The sequence below is a fragment of the Scytonema hofmannii PCC 7110 genome (assembly GCF_000346485.2).
In the GTDB taxonomy this organism is placed as follows: domain Bacteria; phylum Cyanobacteriota; class Cyanobacteriia; order Cyanobacteriales; family Nostocaceae; genus Scytonema; species Scytonema hofmannii.
This window is the reverse complement of sequence record NZ_KQ976354.1, coordinates 7,067,996-7,089,545: the sequence shown is the minus strand read 5'-3', so window position 1 is coordinate 7,089,545 and position 21,550 is coordinate 7,067,996. Positions and strand designations below refer to the sequence as shown.

The 21,550-nt window shown below is 41.3% G+C and carries 18 protein-coding genes; 7 read left to right on the top strand and 11 right to left on the bottom strand.

The features are described from left to right. Window positions 1-121 precede the first annotated feature (121 nt). From WA1_RS29600 to WA1_RS29575, 6 genes are all read left to right on the top strand, one after another. Window positions 122-787: a PIG-L deacetylase family protein gene (locus WA1_RS29600; protein WP_017740711.1), complete on the top strand. Its 666-nt coding sequence runs from the start codon at window positions 122-124 to the stop codon at window positions 785-787. Between the two features lie 509 nt (window positions 788-1,296). Beyond that, window positions 1,297-2,406, top strand: coding sequence for an aspartate aminotransferase family protein (locus WA1_RS29595; protein ID WP_017740712.1), 1,110 nt, complete (start codon window positions 1,297-1,299; stop codon window positions 2,404-2,406). A gap of 157 nt (window positions 2,407-2,563) precedes the next feature. Further along, window positions 2,564-3,451: a phytanoyl-CoA dioxygenase family protein gene (locus WA1_RS29590; protein ID WP_017740713.1), complete on the top strand. Its 888-nt coding sequence runs from the start codon at window positions 2,564-2,566 to the stop codon at window positions 3,449-3,451. Between the two features lie 41 nt (window positions 3,452-3,492). After that, window positions 3,493-4,566: a GNAT family N-acetyltransferase gene (locus WA1_RS29585; protein ID WP_017740714.1), complete on the top strand. Its 1,074-nt coding sequence runs from the start codon at window positions 3,493-3,495 to the stop codon at window positions 4,564-4,566. A 123-nt stretch (window positions 4,567-4,689) separates the two neighbouring features. After that, a complete protein-coding gene (locus tag WA1_RS29580) occupies window positions 4,690-5,847 on the top strand; it encodes a DegT/DnrJ/EryC1/StrS family aminotransferase (RefSeq protein ID WP_017740715.1) in 1,158 nt (385 codons plus the stop codon). Between the two features lie 192 nt (window positions 5,848-6,039). Then, window positions 6,040-8,253: a GumC family protein gene (locus tag WA1_RS29575; RefSeq protein WP_017740716.1), complete on the top strand. Its 2,214-nt coding sequence runs from the start codon at window positions 6,040-6,042 to the stop codon at window positions 8,251-8,253. A gap of 47 nt (window positions 8,254-8,300) precedes the next feature. Here WA1_RS29575 and WA1_RS29570 read toward each other — a convergent pair whose 3' ends face one another. The 6 genes from WA1_RS29570 to WA1_RS29545 all read right to left on the bottom strand — a co-directional run bounded on the left by WA1_RS29570 (window position 8,301) and on the right by WA1_RS29545 (window position 13,863). Further along, the gene (locus WA1_RS29570; RefSeq protein ID WP_017740717.1) at window positions 8,301-9,041 is read right to left on the bottom strand and encodes a dienelactone hydrolase family protein; all 741 of its coding nucleotides are present in this window, start codon (window positions 9,039-9,041) and stop codon (window positions 8,301-8,303) included. A 159-nt stretch (window positions 9,042-9,200) separates the two neighbouring features. After that, window positions 9,201-9,569 (bottom strand): DUF5615 family PIN-like protein, encoded by a 369-nt coding sequence (locus WA1_RS29565; protein ID WP_017740718.1) that lies wholly within the window; start codon window positions 9,567-9,569, stop codon window positions 9,201-9,203. Continuing rightward, window positions 9,566-9,793: a DUF433 domain-containing protein gene (locus WA1_RS29560; protein ID WP_026134387.1), complete on the bottom strand. Its 228-nt coding sequence runs from the start codon at window positions 9,791-9,793 to the stop codon at window positions 9,566-9,568. The genes WA1_RS29565 and WA1_RS29560 overlap by 4 nt, the downstream gene beginning before the upstream one ends. 164 nt (window positions 9,794-9,957) lie before the next feature. Next, window positions 9,958-10,326 carry a hypothetical protein gene (locus WA1_RS29555; RefSeq protein WP_017740720.1) on the bottom strand — a complete coding sequence of 123 codons (369 nt, stop codon included), beginning with the start codon at window positions 10,324-10,326 and terminating at the stop codon, window positions 9,958-9,960. Window positions 10,327-10,395: 69 nt separating this feature from the next. After that, complete coding sequence (locus WA1_RS29550) at window positions 10,396-12,543, bottom strand: pentapeptide repeat-containing protein (RefSeq protein WP_026134388.1); 2,148 nt, start codon at window positions 12,541-12,543, stop codon at window positions 10,396-10,398. A 312-nt stretch (window positions 12,544-12,855) separates the two neighbouring features. After that, window positions 12,856-13,863, bottom strand: a complete 1,008-nt coding sequence (locus tag WA1_RS29545; protein ID WP_017740722.1) for a zinc-dependent alcohol dehydrogenase family protein — start codon at window positions 13,861-13,863, stop codon at window positions 12,856-12,858. Between the two features lie 76 nt (window positions 13,864-13,939). On the opposite strand from WA1_RS29545, the gene WA1_RS57380 reads away from it, so the two are divergent. Next, complete coding sequence (locus WA1_RS57380) at window positions 13,940-14,143, top strand: hypothetical protein (RefSeq protein ID WP_017740723.1); 204 nt, start codon at window positions 13,940-13,942, stop codon at window positions 14,141-14,143. 401 nt (window positions 14,144-14,544) lie between these two features. Here the strand turns inward: WA1_RS57380 and arsS are convergent, their stop codons facing one another. From arsS to WA1_RS29515, 5 genes are all read right to left on the bottom strand, one after another. Then, window positions 14,545-15,531 (bottom strand): arsenosugar biosynthesis radical SAM (seleno)protein ArsS, encoded by a 987-nt coding sequence (gene arsS, locus WA1_RS29535; RefSeq protein ID WP_017740724.1) that lies wholly within the window; start codon window positions 15,529-15,531, stop codon window positions 14,545-14,547. A 59-nt stretch (window positions 15,532-15,590) separates the two neighbouring features. Continuing rightward, on the bottom strand, window positions 15,591-16,562 hold the full coding sequence (gene arsM / locus WA1_RS29530) for an arsenosugar biosynthesis arsenite methyltransferase ArsM (protein WP_017740725.1): 972 nt from the start codon (window positions 16,560-16,562) through the stop codon (window positions 15,591-15,593). Between the two features lie 169 nt (window positions 16,563-16,731). Continuing rightward, complete coding sequence (gene secA / locus WA1_RS29525) at window positions 16,732-19,527, bottom strand: preprotein translocase subunit SecA (protein ID WP_017740726.1); 2,796 nt, start codon at window positions 19,525-19,527, stop codon at window positions 16,732-16,734. A gap of 347 nt (window positions 19,528-19,874) precedes the next feature. Beyond that, window positions 19,875-20,489 carry a diheme cytochrome c gene (locus tag WA1_RS29520; protein ID WP_026134389.1) on the bottom strand — a complete coding sequence of 205 codons (615 nt, stop codon included), beginning with the start codon at window positions 20,487-20,489 and terminating at the stop codon, window positions 19,875-19,877. A 71-nt stretch (window positions 20,490-20,560) separates the two neighbouring features. Beyond that, window positions 20,561-21,469 carry an AAA family ATPase gene (locus tag WA1_RS29515; protein ID WP_017740728.1) on the bottom strand — a complete coding sequence of 303 codons (909 nt, stop codon included), beginning with the start codon at window positions 21,467-21,469 and terminating at the stop codon, window positions 20,561-20,563. Between the last annotated feature and the right edge of the window lie 81 nt (window positions 21,470-21,550).

Sequence of the window (21,550 nt, the reverse complement as noted above, 5' to 3'; positions counted from 1 at the left end):
TTACAGACGCGCCATGGCGCGTCTCTACAACTCCCTACTCCCTATTGTCTAGACATCTGTGCGTTATATAGTAATAAAGTTTTGACTTTACATCAATCCCTAATGGAAAGGCAGGTATATCTTGAATAAAAAAATTCTTGTGATTGCTCCTCATCTTGATGATGAAGTTCTAGGAGTTGGAGGAACGATTGCTCGATTTGCAGATGAAAATGCTGAAGTTTATGTGGTCACTGTCACCCAATCATCTGACGAAGATGAACAAGATGTGATTGAACAAGAAAAGCAGGAAGCACTAGCAGCGCATAGGATACTGGGTGTAAAGGAAACTATCTTCCTTTCTTTCCCACCAGCTGAATTAGATATGATACCTCATCGAGATTTAAATAGTAAACTTATTGAGGTTTGCAAATACATACAACCAGATACTCTTTTTATTCCCTTCAATGGTGATATTCATCTGGATCATCAAAGAGTTTTTTTATCCGCGCTAGTGGCTGCTAGACCCATTAACACTTTTGCACCAAAAACTATCTACACTTACGAAACACTTTCAGAGACTAACTGGAATGCTCCTTATTTGACTCCCAACTTTGTCCCTAATGTTTTCGTTAATATTTCCGCTTACCTGGAAACAAAAATCCAAGCTATGCAAATGTATGCTTCTCAGCTTAAACCTTTTCCTCATGAACGTTCAGAGGAGACTCTCAGAGCCTTGGCTACTTTACGTGGTAGTACAGTTGGATGCTTTGCAGCAGAAGCTTTTGTTCTCATCCGAAATATTTTATGACGAGATAATAAATACGCTGTGATGATTTGAAAACAAGCACGTGTCTTTATGCTAGAATTTGTGCGGTTTTTATAGCAATCCTAAATCATCTGTAGGAAACGAGAAACCCGGTAGCGGCTACAAAACTGGGTTTCTGACTCTCAGCAATTCTCACAAATTTGGTGCGATTTACTATATCATAAATATGGTGTAAAATTTAAAGTATTGACAATTGGAATATTCTTCTTATATAAAGAATTGGCAGAAAAAAAATGAAAGGTAAAGATTGAGTAAAGCAGTAAATGATGGAGGAAATAAGAATTAGAATAGTTAACTAAAAGTCCCAAAATCTAGAACACGATTCAGTCTTCATAATTTTGAAGAAACAACCGATTTTTTTCTAATTTAGTTAACGAAAAATTGGTCTTTATGAGGACGAAAACCGGGTTTTTGGCATTAGTGAATCGGTGTACTAGGAATTCAAGAGTTAAAATTTATGATGAAATCGTATTGATTTCAGAAAAATAACTATGAACAAACGATGGGAAGTCGGTTCTGAATTTGATTGGTCAAATGAGTTTGTGATGGGAGCGGCAACCAACAATTTACTACCTAAATCATACGAGTTATTTTCCACTGGCACAGCTTGCTTACTATCTCTCGAATGTCTGTTGAATCAGGAAAAATTAAGTCGTTTAAGACTGCATCTACCATCGTTCTTGTGTATGCATTTTGTGGCCAAACTCCAAAAAGTTTTCGACATATGTTGGTATCAAGATTTGCCAACTAAAGACTCTCCAGATCTTAACTCTCTAAAGACTTTGCCAGGTGATTTAGTTCTAGCAGTTAATTTATTTGGAATTAGGCAAGGAAAAATTTGGCAAGATTGGCTATCTCAGCAAAATCATATTATCTTAATTGAAGACCACACCCATGACCCTTTTTCATCTTGGGCATTGCAAAGTACATCTCACTATGCTATAGCGTCTCTGCGGAAAACCATGCCAATACCAAATGGAGGTATTATATGGTCTCCTCAAAATATGAAGTTACCAAAAGCTTCTTCCTTAGAGTCACCTGCTAGTTACAAAAAATTGACTGCAATGCTGTTAAAAAGAGCTTATCTTAGCGGTGCTCACATCTCTAAAGAGATATATCGACGACTAGAAATTGAAAGTGAAGAGGAACTCGATAAGGAAACGAATTATACAGTTTCTACCTTCACCACGACGATTCTAAATTGCTTGGATATTACAGAATTTAGGCGAAGCAGAGAAACAAACGTCAAACAATTTTTCAATGACAGTTTAATGGAAAAACATCCGAATTGGACGCCCCTTTTTACTTCATGGCCTGCTGGTTCTGTTCCATTGAACAGCATAATAGTCTGTCAAAGCACAGAGATTCGAGATGCTTTACGTAAATATCTAATAAGCCAAAATATTTTTCCGGCTATTCATTGGCAACAAACGTCAGACAATACATCCAACGATCCCTTAGCAATAGATCTGTCAAATCGAATTTTAACAATACCAACAGATCAGCGTTATTCTGGTGACGATATTTCTCGTGTGGCAGAAAAATTTGCTGACTTTTTCAAAAAATATGACAAAATGACTCCCTCTCTAATTGTGCAATGATAAGTCATTCACAATTCAAATTGCAGAAAAGTCATGCTGATAAAGTTTAAAGCTAGAGGCTGTATATCCATACTATGTGAAACAGCTAAGTAAGAAACTATTATCATCAGAGATCGCGCAATTATTTTCAAGCTACAAAGTGATGAGATTACAGAGCATGAAAACTTACACTCAGCAATTGTCACAAGAGCAGTTAGCTCTTTTACCAACTGACGAAGATGTTGCATTTTACGAAGAACACGGCTGGTTTATCAGCAAAAAAGTTATCCCTGACGAGGTGATAGATGAAGCGATAGTTGGTAGCGAAAAGTTTTATCATGGAGAGCGAGACGCATTGCTTCCCTACAGCACTGGTTACAGCGACTGGAAGCCTGGAGATGGAGACGCTGTACGCAATAATCAACACGTTTCTTATCGAAAAAAAGAACTACGTAAGCTCCTGCTTCAACCTATTATTGGTGCGATCGCTGCCAGGCTCGCTAGGACTAGAGAAATTCGACTATTTGAAGATACGTTGGTTTACAAAGCACCAATCGCCATTGGTGATGAAGGAGGGGTAGTTGGCTGGCACACCGATTACTCTTATTCTTCTAACTGCACGTCTAATAAAATGCTTTCTGCTTGGATTCCCTTCCATGATATTGATAAGGATGGGTCACCACTTGTTGTAATCGATGGTAGTCATAAGTGGCCAAGCAACGAGCATATGCGCTGCTTTAACAACCAAAATCTCAAAGAGATAGAACAGAAATTCGCTTCACAGCGACGAGAGATTATTGAAGTACCCCTGATCTTGAAGAAAGGTCAGATTAGCTTTCACCACAGTCACACTATTCACGGTAGCTATCCCAATTACAGCCGCTCAGTCCGCTTGGCATTTGCTTTATATTTACAGGACTATGACAACCGTTATCAACCTTTTTGGAATAACGGACAACAAATACATCACTTTCTTGACCGTGTATGCCGAAAACTACCCAACGGCGAGCCGGATTACACCGATCCATCAGTATTTCCTGTTTTATGGTCTGCAGAAGATAAGTAGCAAATAGTCAGATTCTGAAATAGCAAAATTGGAGAAATAATATGAATATACAAGTCATTGAATTAGAAAACGATTTGTGGTTGCAAACGCTGCAAGAGATCCGTCATGATTTTTATCATTTACCTGAGTATGTATATTTAGAATCTAAAAGAACTGGTGGCATTCCTGAAGCTATTTTAATAACTGAAGGTGACAAAAAGTTTTTTGTCCCTTATTTACTAAGAAAATGTAATGACATACTGTTTGAAGAAGGAAAAGCTGCAGATGCTTTTGATGTTATTTCTCCCTATGGCTATCCAGGAATCTTGCTAAATGAAGCAGCTATTAACGCACCAGGATTTCCAGATGCTGCTTTAGATAGGATGAAGCAGGAATTTCGCTCTCGGGGGATATGCTCTGCTTTCTTTCGTTTGCATCCGATTCTAAATGAAAGTTTTACCGAAATCTTTAAAGCGGAAACTTTTACACTAAACGGAGAAACGGTCTCGGTTGATTTGAAGATTGCTAACTTGTGGAGCCACACCAGAAAAGGTCATCGCAGCACTATTAATAAGTGTAAGCGTCTCGAAATGGTTGCAAAAATGGTTTCATTCCAAGATTATTTGGACGAGTTTGTTGCAATCTATAAAGAAACGATGAAACGTGTCAATGCAACGACGGGATATTACTCTTTTAGTTCCGAATATTTCACTCAAATGAATGATTTGTTAGGATCTACTCTTCATCTATGCATTGTTGAATACGAAAATCAGATTGCTTGTGTAGGTTTGTATACAGTATGTTGTGGAATTGTACAGAGCACATTAGGTGGAACAAGAAACCAGTTTGTTCACTTGTCACCAGGTAGTTTAGAGACCGACTATGCAAGATACTGGGCACAGGAACATGGCTATGAATTTTTGCACTTGGGTGGTGGAGTTGGTGGCTCCACTGAGGATAGTTTGTATACTTTCAAATCAGGTTTCTCTCAACTGACTCATAAGTTTTTGACATTGCGCTTGATAACTGATGAGGAGAAATATCATCAATTGGTAAACTTAAGAGCGAAAGTTCTGGGGGTAACAGCGTCAGAATTACTGCAATCAAACTTCTTTCCTGCTTATCGTTCGCGATAAATACCCGTGACACGATACCCATATGTTATTGATTGAACGAGTACAATTGTCCAGTTTTATAGTATTGAATTTTTAGAAAATTCTGGAAATCATACTAAATGAAAATTCAAAGGGAAACTAATTATGTCTAAAACTATTTTGCTTTCGACTCCACATATGGGGGATGAGGAACTAGCATTTATTAAAGAAGCCTTTGACACCAACTGGATTGCTCCCGTTGGACCTCATGTGGATGCTTTCGAGCAAGAATTTTGTCAAGTCATTGGGGCAACCCATGCAGCTGCTTTGAGTTCAGGTACAGCAGCTATTCATTTGGCTTTGCGGTTACTTGGGGTTGACTGCGGGGATGAAGTTTTTTGTTCTACCCTGACTTTTGCTGCCACTGCCAACCCAATCACCTATTTGGGAGCAAGACCAGTATTCATTGATAGCGATCGCACTTCTTGGAACATGAATCCCGACTTGTTGAAGGAAGCGCTAGAACAACGCGCACGTGTTGGGAAATTGCCCAAAGCGGTTGTGCTTGTGCATCTGTATGGTCAAAGCGCGGATATAGATCCCATTTTGGCAGCTTGCAATCTTTATGAAATTCCCCTAATTGAAGATGCTGCTGAATCTTTGGGAGCCACTTACAAAGGGCGTTCTCCCGGAACCTTCGGGCGCATTGGTATTTACTCCTTCAATGGCAATAAAATCATCACCACCTCCGGCGGTGGAATGTTAGTTTCCGATGAAGCAAAACTGGTGGACAAAGCTCGTTTTTTAGCAACCCAAGCACGAGATCCAGCTCCCCATTACCAACACTCAGAAATTGGTTACAACTATCGCCTTAGCAATGTTTTAGCTGGTATTGGTCGCGGTCAGTTGCGCGTTCTGAATGAGCGAGTTGCAGCTAGACGACGCAACTTTAAAATTTATGAGTCGGCTTTAAGACATTTGCCAGGAATAGAATTTATGCCAGAAGCCATTTTTGGACACGTTACCCGTTGGCTTACCTGTTTAACAATCGATCCAGACGCTTTTGGCGCAAATCGAGAACAAGTCCGTTTAGCACTAGCAGAACAGCAAATTGAAACTCGTCCTGTGTGGAAGCCATTACACCTACAACCTGTATTTGCTGCTTGTGAATGTATTGGTGGTATAGTAGCAGAAGATTTATTTGAAAGGGGTCTCTGCTTGCCTTCTGGTTCTAATTTAACAGAAGAAGATTTAGAACGGGTTATTGGTGCAATTGTGGCAGTTCACCATAACAGTAAAAAAATTCACACCGTTTTGTTATAAGTAGGCAACAATTGAATTGCTCAAACTAACTCTGAGTTTTATATAGCACAAGCCAAAATTGGACTACACTCTCTGTTTCCATTAGTTTTTTAAAGGAGCTTTACTTAAAAAACAATCTTTTTTTACTGATAGCGAGGATTGTTGATGCAATATTAGTTAGCCCTATCAATAAATAGAAAATTTAAAATTTGTATGGAATCACAAGAAACTCCTATATATGAAAAATATTGGCAAGTTTTGAAACGCCGTTACTTGCCCGCATTAGGCATCTTTGTTCCAGTTTTTGCCATTTCAGTATTCTCTTCTTCTTTGAAAAAGTCTCCTTATGTAGCCGAAGGAACGCTACTCTTTCAAAGTTCGAATACTATATCTTCTTTAACAGGAGTGGGAACAGAAATAGGTAAGTTAGAATCATTGGTACAAGACAAAGGTAGTCCTATACACACAGAAGCTGAAGTTATACGTTCTCTACCTATTGTAGAAAAGACGATAGACAGAGTAAAGTTGAAAGACAAAACAGGAACACTCATAAAACCTAAGGGATTTCTTAGCCGATTAACCGTGGTAGAGATACCGAAAACCGATATTCTCAAAGTTTCCTACACTGATACGCATCCTAAGACAGCCTCACAGGTTGTCAATACAGTGATGGCTATCTATTTAGAGCAAAATCTACTATCTCACCGAGCCGAAGCCTCTGCCGCCCGTAAGTTCCTGGAAAAACAGTTGCCAAATGCTGAAATGATTCTTCGGAAAATAGAAATTGAATTGCGCTTATTTCACGAACAGAATAACATTATAGCGTTGGAACCAGAAGCATCTCAATCTGTAGAAACGATTGCAAACTTGCAACAGCAAATTAACAGTATTAAATCTAGAATAGCTGATGTCAAGGCTCAATCACAAGCCATTCGCCAGCAATTAGGCATGAACCCGGAAGATGCGGTGATTATGACTTCCCTCAGTCAGTCTCCTGGCGTGCAAGATATCCTCAAAGAAATCCAACAACTAGAGTCGCAACTTGCAGATAGGCGCATTATTCTTCAGGAAAGCCATCCCGAAATTATTAATTTGGAACAGAAGTTAGAATCCTTGAAAGCAATTTTACAACAGCGACTAAAACAGGTTATAGGAACAACTCAATTAAAACAAAATAGCAATCTTCAAGTTGGAAGTTTGCAACAGCAACTGACTGCAAAGCTTGTGGAATTAGAGTCAACTCGTCGGGGTCTAGATAGTGAATTGTCTACTTTAACTAATATAGAAGCTAACTACAGAGAACGGCAGACAAATCTCCCAAAATTACAGCAGAGACAGCGCCAGTTAGAACGCAAATTACAAGCAGCCCAATCTACTTATTCTCTTTTGTTACAAAAGCTACAAGAAAGCCGAATAGCGGAAAATCAGAACTTAGGTAACGCCAGCATCATATCTGAAGCCAAAGTTCCTGAAGAGCCTATATCCTCTCCTATAGTTTCTTACCTAAGTGCAGGTTTACTAGGTATCCTAGCTTCCTTAGCGACTGTATATTTTTTGGAAGCAACAGATAAATTAATCAAGACAGTTGACGAGGCGAAGGAATTAGTAGGATTGACCTTATTGGGGGTTATTCCTTCTTTTAGCAAGTCTAAAAAATATATTCGCGGCAATCAAGATTCTGAATCATATACGCAGCAGCTCATTGTTAAAGATATTCCTCGTTCCCCAATTAGCGAAGCCTTCAGAATGCTGAGAGCGAATTTGAAGTTTATGAAAGCTGATAGAGATTTAAAAGTTCTTGTTGTCACTAGTTCCATACCTAGAGAAGGTAAGTCAACAGTAGCTGCCAATTTAGCTCTAGCAATGGCTCAGATGGAGCGGAATGTCTTACTGATAGATGCAGATTTGCATCATCCAGTTCAGCACAAAATATGGGAACTACGCAATAATCGAGGTCTCAGTAATGTCATTATAGGACAAGCTGATAGCAGGACAGCTATCAAAAAAGTTATGGATAATTTGTATGTTCTACCTTCTGGCGTCGTCCCTCCTTCTCCCGCTTCTCTATTAGACTCAAAACGAATGGCTAGTTTGATTGACAAGTTTGGAGTCACCTATGACTCCGTCATCATTGACGCTCCGTCATTAACTGTTGCTGCTGATGCTGCTATCCTGGGTCAAATGGCTGACGGTGTTTTGTTGGTAGTTCGTCCGGGGATGGTTGATTCTGTCAATGCGACTCTTGCTAAAGAACTTTTAGAAAAATCTGGTCAGAAGATATTAGGACAAGTCGTGAATGGCGTTATTCCAAAAAATGACCGCTACAGCTACTACTTTAGAGAAGAATACTATCAGGAAGAAATGGCAAATCAAAATGAAGTCGCTAAAACCAATCTAAAACAGATACAAATGACAAATGACAAATGACCGACCAGTGACCAGTGACCAGTGACCAGTGACCAGCGACGACCTACTTAGGTTGCAAAAATACGTTTCAAGAAAGCTATGATTTCAGACCAAGCAGAGGTTGTAGCAGCCGAATCGTAGCGGTAACCATCATCGCGCATGAAAGTGTGTTCTGCTTCATACAAGAAAATTTGGTGAGGAACACTTGCATTTTCAAGGACTGTGATAATTGTTTGGCGGTCTTGTTGTGGTATGTGAGGATCCAGAGTACCAAACACAATGAGCATTTCACCTTTAATTTCGCTCACCCGATGAATAGTATCGGCTACCCCCTGACCTAGTTTGCCACTTGGAATACCAGTAGGATAGCAACAAACTGCTGCCTTAATTTCGCTTTGGAAAGCAGCCCGGAAAGATAGGTGTCCACCAATGCAAAAACCCAAAGTCCCTATTTGACCTAAGGCTACGGAACCTTCGCCCTTAAGGAATTCAATCGCAGCACGGCAATCAGCGTCATAACCAGCTATCGGTGTTCGACGAGCATTATCATTACCCCGCATCCGACCAAGATCGTCTGGTTCAATAATGAGACCAACAGGTTCTGTTCGATGAAAAATCTCTGGGGCTGCGACTACATAGCCATGTCCTGCTAAGTAGTTTACCAAACGAATCATGGGATCGCCTAATTGATAAATATCCGTGTAGAACAAAATGCCAGGGTAAGTTCCTGCGGCTTTGGGGGCTGCAACATATACGCGCATTAAGCTTTCGTCTACTCTCAATTCAACATTGCGTTTGGTAATTTGCACTTGTTTGTCTCCATGTGTAAGCAAGATATGAGCGTTATTTATATCTTGCAGCAGTTTACAGTGATTTTCTGTTGGATGAATGACAGTAGAGTTTTACCGCTTTTTGCCCTAGCGGGAGTAAAATCGCGACTATACAAACGCTCGTCCGATCATACAACCTTACTCTCGTATGCGAATTCTATTTACTTCAACAACGAATAACTTGCCTTGATAATGTTCCATATCACTGTGGTTAGACAAATAATCCACCAGCCTCTGCATCAGTAGAGGAATGATTTCAGGATGATTCCGAAGTTGGATTGAAATAATACCTCGATAATTACCAGGAGGATACGTGACAATGTCGGCAAAATCTCCATTCAGTGAAACTAAAATTGCACTTAATTCCTGTGCTTTGGCAATCACAATTTTATCAGAAGACTCGATTGGAATATAGTCTTTCAAAACTAACACACTATAACCACTATCCCACAAAAACTTCCCAATAGAAGCTGGGACGCATTGGTCTATGAAAAATGTTAAGCTCATGATGCAATCGTCTCAAAATTTGCCAGATCGCGTGCATAATCCAGACACGCGAAGATCTGCTCTTTTTGTAAATCTGGAAACTCTTGGAGAATTTGATCGTCGGTTTGACCAGCAGCCAAATAACCCAAAATTATGCTGACCGGAATGCGCGTTCCCTTGATCCTGGGCTTACCTCGAAGTATATCTGAACTGCTTACAATGTGTTCGCGCCAGTTAATTGGCATTTTGGTTAACCTATTACTGCAAGTCAAAAGTGAACTCTTGTATTGTAAACGAAATGATGAGGGATAGGGGTAAAAAGGTAGTAAGATGATGAGAGAGTCAACGTTTTCATCCACCAGAACCAGCTTTATGAAAAGTCTAGATGATTGATTTACCGCTAAAATAATCACGCTACAATTTGTGTGTTCTCATCAGTTGCTATTGTGTCCAACTCATCCCCACCTAAACTTTTATTTCTCATTTTAAACTCATTCAATAATCTGTAGAAAGCATTAAAACCCTCTTGCTCGTTTCCACAATAGAGCATAATTATTTTTGCCCAAGAATTTGAAGTTGACACATGATATTTTTTTTGTATCCAAGGCTGAAACTCGCGAAAAAAATCCATTTCTTCCTTAGTTGCTTCAACTCCTAATTCTCTCAAAGCAGTTTTAAAACCAACTAGAAAATGAAACAAATCGCTGACAGAAGCACGTCCAATATACATCCCTGGTTTAGTTTGAATTTTTTGCAAAATCTCAAATAATTTGCTCATGTCCTAAAACCTCGATGCATTTTCATTGCCGCTAGTGTTACGATTAGGCAACAGCTAAGACAACAAACTTTACTTCAAATAAATCAATAAATTCAATCCGGGAATGGTGCGGGAGAGAGTCCAAAAAACAAGAGTAATGTAAAGTATACCTAAAACCCATTGATACCATGCCAATGTCGTAATGATGCCAGGAAGGTGTTCGTCTCGCAATCGAATGTCATTAAATCCCAGCCTTAATAAGTTGTTAAGGCTGAAGTCATAGTAATTGAGCCAGTTCCATCGGCGATCGCATAAAATTGGCAAATAACGCTCGCGAAACATTTGATACCTTGGAATCACTGGCAAACGTCCAATCAGCAGGCGTAACTGTCGTAAACTCCCTTCCTCTGTAAAGTAGGAAACGTCTAAGAGGTCGTGATAGCGTCCTTGTTGGTAAAGTTGGAACAGTAATATTCCAGGAACAGGAATAATAATAGCAAACAGACACCCCAATGTCAGCCAAGGTTGTTCTGCTGAACGAAAGATCGCTAGTAAGCCCAGTACAACTAACACGCTAAAACTTACGAGCATACAAGTTGTTTCGTAAGCTGTGGGTAAAATCGGTCTTGGACCAATACGACGAACACTGTCAATCAGCCAAAATAATACACCAAAATATGCGATCGCGATCGTTCCTACACCAATCGCTAAGCAAAAATTTGTACCGTACCCGGATAGCAGCAGCAGTAAACTCAACGCCAACCAATTCCAAGCCTGTAGCAACCAATTCCCTACTGAAGGAGAATTGCCAACCACAATGTGAGAGATAACTTGAGCGTAGGTATCGGAGTCAATATCAGCCAAAGTCAGTAATTCACTCTTATTGCGAAATGGCTGTATCAGACGGCGACGAACAATAGCATCTGCTTGAACAGCAGAAAAACCCAGATCGATCAAACGTTTTTGAGAAGCACTATTGATATTTGTAGCAAACAGATAGTGTGTTAACTCCTGTAGACGCAACTCCTGCTTTGTATACTCCAACTGATTGGCATCAGCAATTTGCTGTAACTGACGAAAATTTTGCCCCAAATTACGCAAAACACTTTGATTGCCTTGCAAACCATGCACTATAATATTCTTACCAATTTGACCAGGATTTCCTAAAATTTTGGCTTGGTTGGAGTTAAAAAGGAGACCGGACACATCTAAATAAGCTTCTGGAGAAAATCCCGCATCACTAAAGTCTGCTTGGTTGAGGATGCTTGCACCTTGCAGGTTGACAGGTTGGTTAAATTGTGCTTCTCGAAAGGCAACAGATTGCTCAAAAGTTGCTTCTGATAGAAGGAGAAGCCGAACGAAAATATCTTTCGCAAACTGTGCTTGTTCAAAAAAACGCACGCTTGAAAAATCAGCATTACCCAGCCATTGTATGCGACTGAATTTTGCCACCTGCTTAAAATTTGCTTCAGTAAAATTAGCCGTGTCTTCAAAAGTACTGTCTTGAAAGTTTGCAGTTTCTTGAAATTGAGTTTGCTTAAAATTCAGTTTATCAAAGAAGACACTACCTTGGAAGTAACTATCTTTCCGAAAATTTGTATTGGCAAAGCTCGCAGCACGGCTGAATCTTGTTTCTACCCAATAAGCTAGTTGAGTGAAAATAGCGCCTTGGGCATTGACTGGTTGAAGAAAAAACGTATTGGTAAACTGAACAGTTCCATTAAAGCGAGTTTCCACTAGAGTTAGCGAACCACGGAAAACACTAATTGCCGTCGATGCCGTTGACTGATTTCCCAAAAGAAATTTACAATCTTTAGAACTGGGTAATGATAGAGCAAGCGATCGCAAGCAAACATCTCGCAAGTGTTCTAATTGTTCTTGTTCGGAGGCTGTAAAAATAGGGGCAATAGCTTGAGCGTATAGAGGTGTTTGTAAACCCAAATCTCTGCCAATAAAATCACCTTGAATGACAGAATAACTTAAATCTAATCCCAAAGGTTTCGAGCCTGCTTTTTGCAATTCTTTCCGCAAAATTTGATAAAAAGCATCTCGAAAACTGGCATTTTCCGGTCGTAAATCTATGACCATTTCCCTTAAATCCACTGTGAGATTACCTTCACGAATGGTCGGTGTACGAAGTCGTTCTTGTAATATTTCTAGGGTTAGGGGAATACGTTCTGGTTGTGCTGGTAAACCCCATGCCGGTAGGGGGAGTAAAAATAATAAGATAGTGCAGATAACTGCAAAAAATATATTGTCACATCTGGGATATTTTTTATTTAGAAGTTCCCAGATACAAGTTAGTAAGTTTAGATGCACTAGTTTCAAAGGCAGGCGAGACGCCCACCCCACAAATTGAATAAACTTCTTGTGGTACTTCAAAGGCAGGCGAGACGCCCACCCCACAAATTGAATAAACTTCTTGTGGTACGGGCATCCTGCCCGTCCCCCTTTTATAAACTGCAAGACCCCTTTTATAAACTGCAAGACCCCTTTTATAAACTGCAAGACCCCTTTTATAAACTGCAAGATATGACCTGACTTTTCGTACTACTTCTCTCCAACCAGTAGGACAATTTTACCTGTCATTGAACCAGTTTCAAGCAATTGATGAGCTTTTGCTGCTTCTTGCAAAGGAAACGTCTTGCTCACCTGAATTTTTAACTTGCCCCCATCCATCCACTTAGCACACTGTTCTAAAATTTCTGCCTGATGCTGCTGTGCTTCCACAATACCTTGAAGCATAGGTGTCAGCATGAGTTCTAACCCAATGCGAAGATTGCGTTGCCTTGCTGCTTTCCACACCGTATTGGCATCCGGTTCTAAAATTGTCACTAAATCACCATATACGCGCACGGCTGGGAAAGTTTTATGAAGTGTTTCTCCACCAACAGTGTCAAAGGCTAAATCGACTCCTTCTCCACCCGTCCAATCTAAAGCTGCTTGTACAAAGTCTGTTTGCTTATATAAGATTGCTTGGTCAGCACCTAGTTTTCTGACGAATTCGGCTTTTTCTTGACAACCAACAGTTGTGCAAACATTAGCGCCTTTGAGTTTGGCCAGTTGAACTGCTACATGACCGACTCCACCTGCACCTGCATGAATTAATACTCGTTCTCCTGGTTCTAAGCGTCCCCTTTCGTATAGTGCTTCCCAGGCGGTGATGAGGACTAGGGGTGCGGCGGCGGCTTCTACGAAGGATACAGAAGTTGGTTTGCGGGCTGTAAATCGTTCGTCAACTGTTGTGTATTCTGCGTAGTTGCCTTGGTGTGCGCCCAATCCACCGTTACAGAAGAAGACTTCATCGCCGATCCGAAAGCGTTGAACAGCAGCGCCTACTGCTTCGACGACACCCGCACCATCACAGCCTAAAATGGCTGGCATTTTATCTGGGTAGAATGTGCCTCTTTTGCGAAGTTTTGTGTCTATGGGGTTGACGCCAGCTGCTTGTAGGCGTATAAGAAGTTCTGTTTCGCCTAGAGGAAAGCTTGGGTTTGGCACTTCTTGCAGTTGCAAAACTTCGGGGTTTCCGGCTGCTGTCATTAGGACTGCTTTCATGTATCCTCCTGGGTAAATTTGGTTATTGTTAATTTACTGCAGTGGGGGTGCTTGGTTATTTTGATTTGAACCGCAGATGAACGCAGATGGACGCAGATGGAAGATGAGTATAGAGGTAGTAAGTTGTTCCGATGCCAAGGAAGAGGAAACTAGCGATCGCGACAACGCTATATTAAATGTACACTTCAATATACATTCTTTTTCTATGCCAAAGTACTTGACGACAACTACTAGATTAATGATTTTTGGTCAGCTTTACAAAACTTCAGACAAAGGGTAGATTTAGAAAGCATTAATAATGATACTTTTGAAAATTTACGGGATAAATCTCCTAAGTAAAAACCGCGAAACACAATGTTTCACGGTTTTTGGTGTAGTGTGAGGAGCTTAACTATTGATCATGATAGTCGCTACTTACCGTAGAAACACGCTTGTAACAATTTTGGTAACGAAATTTTTTTTCGGTATTTACAGAACTTACTTTAAAGGATCGCTGGTCACTGATTACTGGTCACTGTTAAAAATAAAAAACCGTGATAGCTGACATTAGCCCACGGTTTAAGTATGGTGTGAGGAGACTTAACTAAACATCATGATAAGCTCATACCAGCATTAACAGATCGCTCGTAACAATTTTGGTAACGGATAAATTTGTCATATGTGGTTCCCGACTGAAAGTCTTTACACCAAAGCCCCACCACAACTGGAACCGCAACCAGCCGTACACCCATAGCAATAAATAGCAGTTTGGACTTCGGCGATCGCATCCAAACTACCAATTTCTAGCAATTTAGCAACTGTCAGGTTCTCCCCATCACGATTTTTGGCTGGCAAATTCATCATTTGATGGAAGTCACAATCATACACATTACCAAGATAATCGATGGAAAGCTCATCTCGGCACATCAGATGTTCCACTGTACCAGAATTGAAATTTGATTCTAGAAACTGTAGATAAGGAGTATGGAGTTTTTGCCGTTCCAAATAGAGTTTTGTTCTCCCAACAGGTAGATTGGTGATGGTGAACAGATTGTTAAAAACAATCTCAAAGTGTTCTTGTAAAAACTCTTTGTAACTTCTTTCCAGTTTCACTTGATCTGGAGTTAGGGAAAACTTTTCACCTGTAGGCATTTGAGGATTAAACACCAAATCCAAAATCAGGTCTGGTTCTTTTCCATAACCAAGTTGATTCAGCCACTGAAGTCCTTTAATTGAAGCATTATATACACCCACACCACGCATTTTCTCTACGTTGTCTTCTAGGTAGCAAGGTAAAGAAGCAACAACTCGAACTTTGTGTTGAGCAAAGTATTCTGGCAAGTCACTAAACCCATCTTCAAAATAAATGGTCAAGTTAGACCGAACAATGACTTGCTTACCATTTGCTCTTGCGGCTTCTACCAGTGGCTTAAATCCATAATTCATTTCTGGTGCGCCACCAGTTAAATCAACAATCTGGATCTGAGGAAATCTCTGAATCAATTCAATTAACTGTTCGCAAATTTCTGGAGAAAGTTCTTCTGTACGTTTTGGCCCTGCTTCCACATGGCAATGGTTGCAGGCTAAATTGCAGCGCTTTCCCAAATTAATTTGCAAAACAGAAATTTCTTTTTTTACTAAAGGTGAAGTCAGTTTCTGTTTGAAAGGTGTTACGGTTGTTTGTATCATCTAATACGATTTTGGATTTTGGATTTTGGATTTTGGATTGAGAAAGCTTTCTGCCTTCTTCAACAACAACCACCGCCGCTATAGTGCCAATTTGAATCAGTAATCATGATTTTATCTGGCATGAATTTAGCCAATTTTGCAGCAGTTTTATCACAAACTACTGCGGGTATTCCTTGTTGAAGAAGATGACCTGCTCCATCATCAAAAAATGGTTCAGACCCAGCATAGATTGCTGTTTTACCTGTAAAAACACAAGCCCCATCTTCAGGAATAGAAACTTTGAAAGCCACAGAATCTAAACTTTCTAAAAGAAGATTCTCTGTTAAGTTATAAGTATCAGAATTTAGCAATCGGTAGGGACGTCGGGCGCGAATTTCTACTTGGCCAAAGCCAACATCGATAATGCGTTGAATGTACTCTTCATAGGTGAGTGCGCCTGATAAACACATTGCTCGCAAGCGCTCATCTTTTTGCAAGTGTTGTGGAATGGGACGAGCCGCAATAGGATCGCTCATCTGCAATCTACCGCCCGGTTTCAACACCCGGTATGCTTCTTGCAAAGCACAAGTTAAATCTTCTGGTTCAAAAATATTGAAAAGACAATTCTGCGCGACGATATCGACTGAACTATCGTCCATGGGTAAGTTAAAGGCATCGCCTTCTTTGATTTCTACAAAGCTGGTGTCAAACCAGGAGTTTTCTTGAGCGGCAATTTCCAAATTCCGTGCTGCTGCTTCCCGCATTGGTAAAACTGGATCGACGGCAATAACAGCACTGGGACGGCGCGAAAAGTAGGCAAATTGCAAAGCTTCTACGCCTCCACCTACTCCAATATAAAGCACGGTTGGTTGATTATTGCCAAGTTCGGTGGGATGAACGGTAGTGCCACAACCATAGTTCATTTCCTGCATTTTGCAGGGAATTTTTAATCCTGGTAGTTGTAGGGGTGTACTCTGTACGCAACAAAGCCCAACTTCTGGTTCTTGAGCAACTTCACTGTAGAACTGCGCCGCTGTTTCGAGGTAACTCATTACATTCCTAAAGGTATTCACCGTTTTTAGTGTAGCGATAACTTTGGCAACGGATAACAAACGGATGTAACGGTTAGATGTGTTTTAGGATACACAGCTATTCTGCTTCTGACCCGCTCAGATCCCCGACTTCTTCAAGAAATCGGGGATCTGGACACCTTTATAATACCTAAACCATCTCAGAAGATGTTTGCATCATTGGCTGCGGCTGTGGTTGGAACATGAACAAGGAATAAACTACATCTCGGCGGATGTTAACCATCATATCCAAGAACAACTCGTATCCTTCGCTCTTGTACTCAATCAACGGATCTTTCTGACCGTAACCTCGCAATCCCACAGACTCACGTAAAGCGTCCATTTGCTGCAAGTGTTCGCGCCACAAAGTATCGATCCTTTGCAAAATAAAGAACCGTTCCGCTTGGCGCATCAATCCGGGCTGAATTTGGTCGATTTGAGCTTCCTTAAGGTCGTAAGCAATCCTCACTTGCTCGTGCAAGAACTCTTTAATCTCCGTCATTGACATATCTTCTAGCTGACTTGACTGTAAATCTGCTAGCAGATAAACAAATTCTTTGACTTTTTCAACCAACTTATCCAATTCCCACTCTTCTGAAGGTAAATCGGGGTTGATGTAGTAGTCGGTGATGTCATCCATCGTTTTTTCAGCGTACTTAATCACCTGTTCTTTTAGGTCTTGTCCTTCCAAAACCCGACGGCGTTCCGCATAAATTGCACGACGCTGGTTGTTCATCACTTCGTCGTACTCAAAGACTTGCTTCCGGATGTCGTAGTAGTAGGTTTCAACTTTTTTCTGAGCACCTTCCAAACTACGGGTCAGCATTCCGGATTCAATAGGCATATCTTCGTCTACGTTAAACGCTGTCATCAAACGTGAGACGCGATCGCCACCAAAAATCCGCAGTAAGTTATCCTCTAAACTGAGGAAGAATCTTGTCGAACCGGGGTCACCTTGGCGTCCCGCACGTCCCCGCAACTGATTGTCAATCCGTCGCGATTCGTGACGTTCTGTACCGATGACGTGTAAACCACCCTGTTGTACGACTTCATCGTGTTCGTTTTTGGTGAACTCTTCGTACTCGTGCTTAACTCGGTTGTAAGCTTCTCGTAATTGTCGAATAACAAGATCGTCAGTTGGTGCTTTTTCTGCGGCTACAGCAACTTTGTCTTCAGCTTCCAACTCTGATAAACTGCGTTCCCCATACTCCCGCACTGCAAAATCTACTGCATCTTTCAGCAACTTTTCTGCTTCTTTTGTTAGCTGAGTTGGGAATACCTGCGGTGAAGCCTTCCAAGTTTTCACCTTTTTACCAGGTACAAAACCTTGACCGCCACCTGTTCCCGCCGGAGGTAAGCCAGCAGCCCTATGGATACCAAAAGCATCTTCATCGTCTGGTCTGACAACGCGAGGCATGAAGTACTCCCGCATCTTTAGACGCGCCATATACTCAGCGTTACCACCAAGAATAATGTCAGTACCCCTACCCGCCATGTTCGTCGCAATAGTTACAGCACCTTTACGCCCTGCTTGTGCAACAATTTCTGCTTCACGCTCCACGTTTTCCGGTCTAGCGTTCAGCAATTCGTGGGGAATTTCCATTTCTCTCAACAGTTGTCGGAGATGTTCTGATTTTTCTACACTCGTAGTTCCCACTAGAACCGGTCTACCAAGCACGTGCATTTCGGCACATTCTTGTGCGATCGCCTTCCATTTACCTGCTTCAGTCTTAAAGACCATATCCGGTAAATCTTGACGTTTTCTTGTTCTATTGGTAGGAATAACCGCAACTTCGAGTTTGTAAATTTTCTCAAACTCCGCTTCTTCCGTCTTTGCCGTCCCCGTCATACCAGATAGCTTGGGATACAGCAAAAACATATTTTGATAAGTAATTGTCGCTAGAGTTTGAGTTTCTGGCTGAATTTCTACCCGTTCTTTAGCTTCAATGGCTTGGTGGAGTCCATCACTCCAACGGCGTCCTGGAAGAACCCGACCTGTAAATTCATCGACAATCACAACTTCGCCGTTACGGACAATATATGTGACATCCTTCAGGAAAAGTTCTTTTGCCTTAATAGCGTTAAAAATGAAGTGCGCCCAAGGATCTTCTGGGTTAAATAAATCTTTAACTTCCAAAAGCCGTTCTGCTTGTGCAAAACCTTCATCCGATAACAGCACGTTACGAGCTTTTTCGTCTACTTCATAATGCTCGTCTTTTTGCAATGCTAGAGCTATTTCGGCTGCCTTAAGATATTTTTCCGTTGGTCTTTCGACTTGTCCTGAGATAATAAGCGGTGTCCGCGCTTCATCAACTAAGATTGAATCTACCTCGTCAATGACACAGTAGTTAAATGGGCGTTGTACCACATCCGCCATAGATGTCGCCATGTTGTCCCGCAGGTAGTCAAAACCCACTTCACTGTTGGTAACATAAGTGATATCGCAATCGTAATTTTTCTTACGTTCCGTTGGCGTCATGGTTTGCTGAATCAGCCCTACGCTCAATCCCAAGAAACGATGTACCTGTCCCATCCATTCCGCGTCACGACGAGCCAGGTAATCGTTCACCGTGATCACATGAACGCCTTTAGCCGTAAGAGCATTTAAATAACTCGGTAATGTTGCAACTAGGGTTTTTCCCTCTCCAGTCTTCATCTCGGCAATTTGCCCTGAGTGGAGAATAATACCGCCTAACATTTGAACATCAAAGTGACGCAGCCCTAACACTCTGTGTCCTGCTTCCCGAACCACAGCAAACGCTTCTGGTAAGATGTCATCAAGAGTTTCGCCTTTGCCAAGACGCTGTTTAAACTCTGCTGTCTTGCCCTTTAACTCGTCATCCGAAAGGGCTTTTATGTCTTCCTCCAAAACGTTAATGTCTGTAATGTAAGGTTGGTATTTTTTAAGTTTACGAGCGTTGGGGTCGCCCAACAAAGTTTTTAGCATGGCAGATTATTGAACAGAATTAAGGGGGACGGAGATTAAAGGAATGGGATTAATTATAAACACTTAACCAAACCCAGCCTTAGTTTGAGATGGGTTAGTCGTGAAAACTTGCTCAAAAACAGCATTATTAACAGCCAATCAGATTTCTCAATGATTGGATTGAATTTTTATCTTAAATGTAAACTGACTCAATAGTATCATTTTGCTCAGAGTTGGAGCACCAAAGCCCAACTGAGGAGAGGTAGCGATTTCCCTCCTTGGGGAGTGGGGAGTGGGGAGTGGGGAGTGGGGAGTGGGGAGTGGGAATTAAATCTTTATCCTATTCCCCATTCCCTATTCCCCATTCCCTACTCCCATTCCTGAGTAAGGCGACGAAAATTAAAGTCTGAGGCGGATGGATGACAGGTCACACAACTACCAATTTGGACGGGCTTTGGTAGCTTAACGTTGGGATGTAAAGCTCTGAAATAACGGGAACTCCCAACGCGATAGGGTATTTGTTCGTCTTCTAGCAATTGGGGACGAGAGAAAGCGGAAAGATACCTCCAAACTAGGATACGTGGCGGATCGATTAATGGTTTGATTTGTACTCCATAGTGCTGTGAGTCCTCCAACAAATTTCTCCAAGTTTGGGTGGGTAAAACAGCAGGAGGTAAAGCAATATGACAAGACGCGCAATTTTCCAAATATAATTCTTGCCCAAGTCGCTGTTGTGCGGGAACGACATCAACAGTGCCGATTTCAGAATCAGTGACCAGTGACCAGTGACCAGTGACCAGTGACCGGTGACCGGTGATCGGTGACCAGTGAGAAGAGGTAGTAGAAGGTGCGCCTTGGGCTTGAGTTGCCATTGCTAAAAGCCAACCCATAGCCAAGCTCCAAGCCAGAATAACTAAGAGGAACCCAAGCGGCTTTCCCTTTAATTTTTGATTGCGGAATCGACGTTTGACAATCTTTGACATTGGATTTTGGATTTTGGATTTTGGATTTTGGATTTTGGATTTTGGATTGGTCACTGGTCACTGGTCACTGGTCACTGAATCGGTACAGAACGTAATAATCGTTCCATCACAGTTTTTCCCCTGCGTCCTCCACTGGGTATAAGACGATGGCAAAGAACATAAGGTGCTAAAAATTTTACATCATCGGGAATGGCATAGTCTCTCCCCAATAGAAAAGCTAGGGCTTGAGTTGCTCGTTGTAAGGCAACAGTACCGCGAGGACTGGCACCAAGTGTGATTTCCTCATCGTGTCGTGTTGCTCGCACTAATTCAAGAATATACTGTTGTAGCGAAGTATCTACCTTGACTTTTGAACAGATTCGTTGTAATTCTTGAATTTCTGCTAAAGAAATACAGGGTTGTAAATCGGCAAAATTGATTCTACCTTGATGGCGTTGCAACATCTGAAGTTCTTCTGCTTCAGTAGGATAGCCGAGACTCAGGGACAACATGAATCGATCCATCTGCGCCTCAGGTAGGGGAAAAGTACCCTGATATTCAATTGGGTTCTGAGTTGCAATGACGAAAAATGGCGTGGGAACGGTACGAGAAACCCCATCTACAGTGACCTGATGTTCTTCCATCACTTCTAACAAAGCTGATTGGGTGCGAGGTGTGGCACGATTTATTTCGTCTGCTAGTAAGACATTGGCAAATACCGGACCCGGAAGAAAAGTAAATTCACCGCTTTTTGGATTCCAGATATTAGTCCCTGTAATATCAGTTGGAAGTAAATCGGGAGTACACTGTAACCTTTGAAATTTCCCATCAATGGAACGAGCTAAAGATTTGGCGAGGAGGGTTTTGCCTACCCCTGGTACATCTTCTAATAAAGCATGACCACCTGCTAGCAGGGCAACTAGTACTAAACGTATTGCCTCAGCTTTACCAACAATCGCTAGTCCTAAGTTTTGTGTTAAAGCGTCAATTTGTTGTCTCATATAAATATAGGGAACTGTTAGTAGTTAGTGGTTAGTAGTTAGTAGTTAATGGCACAATTAACAACTAACCACTAACCACTA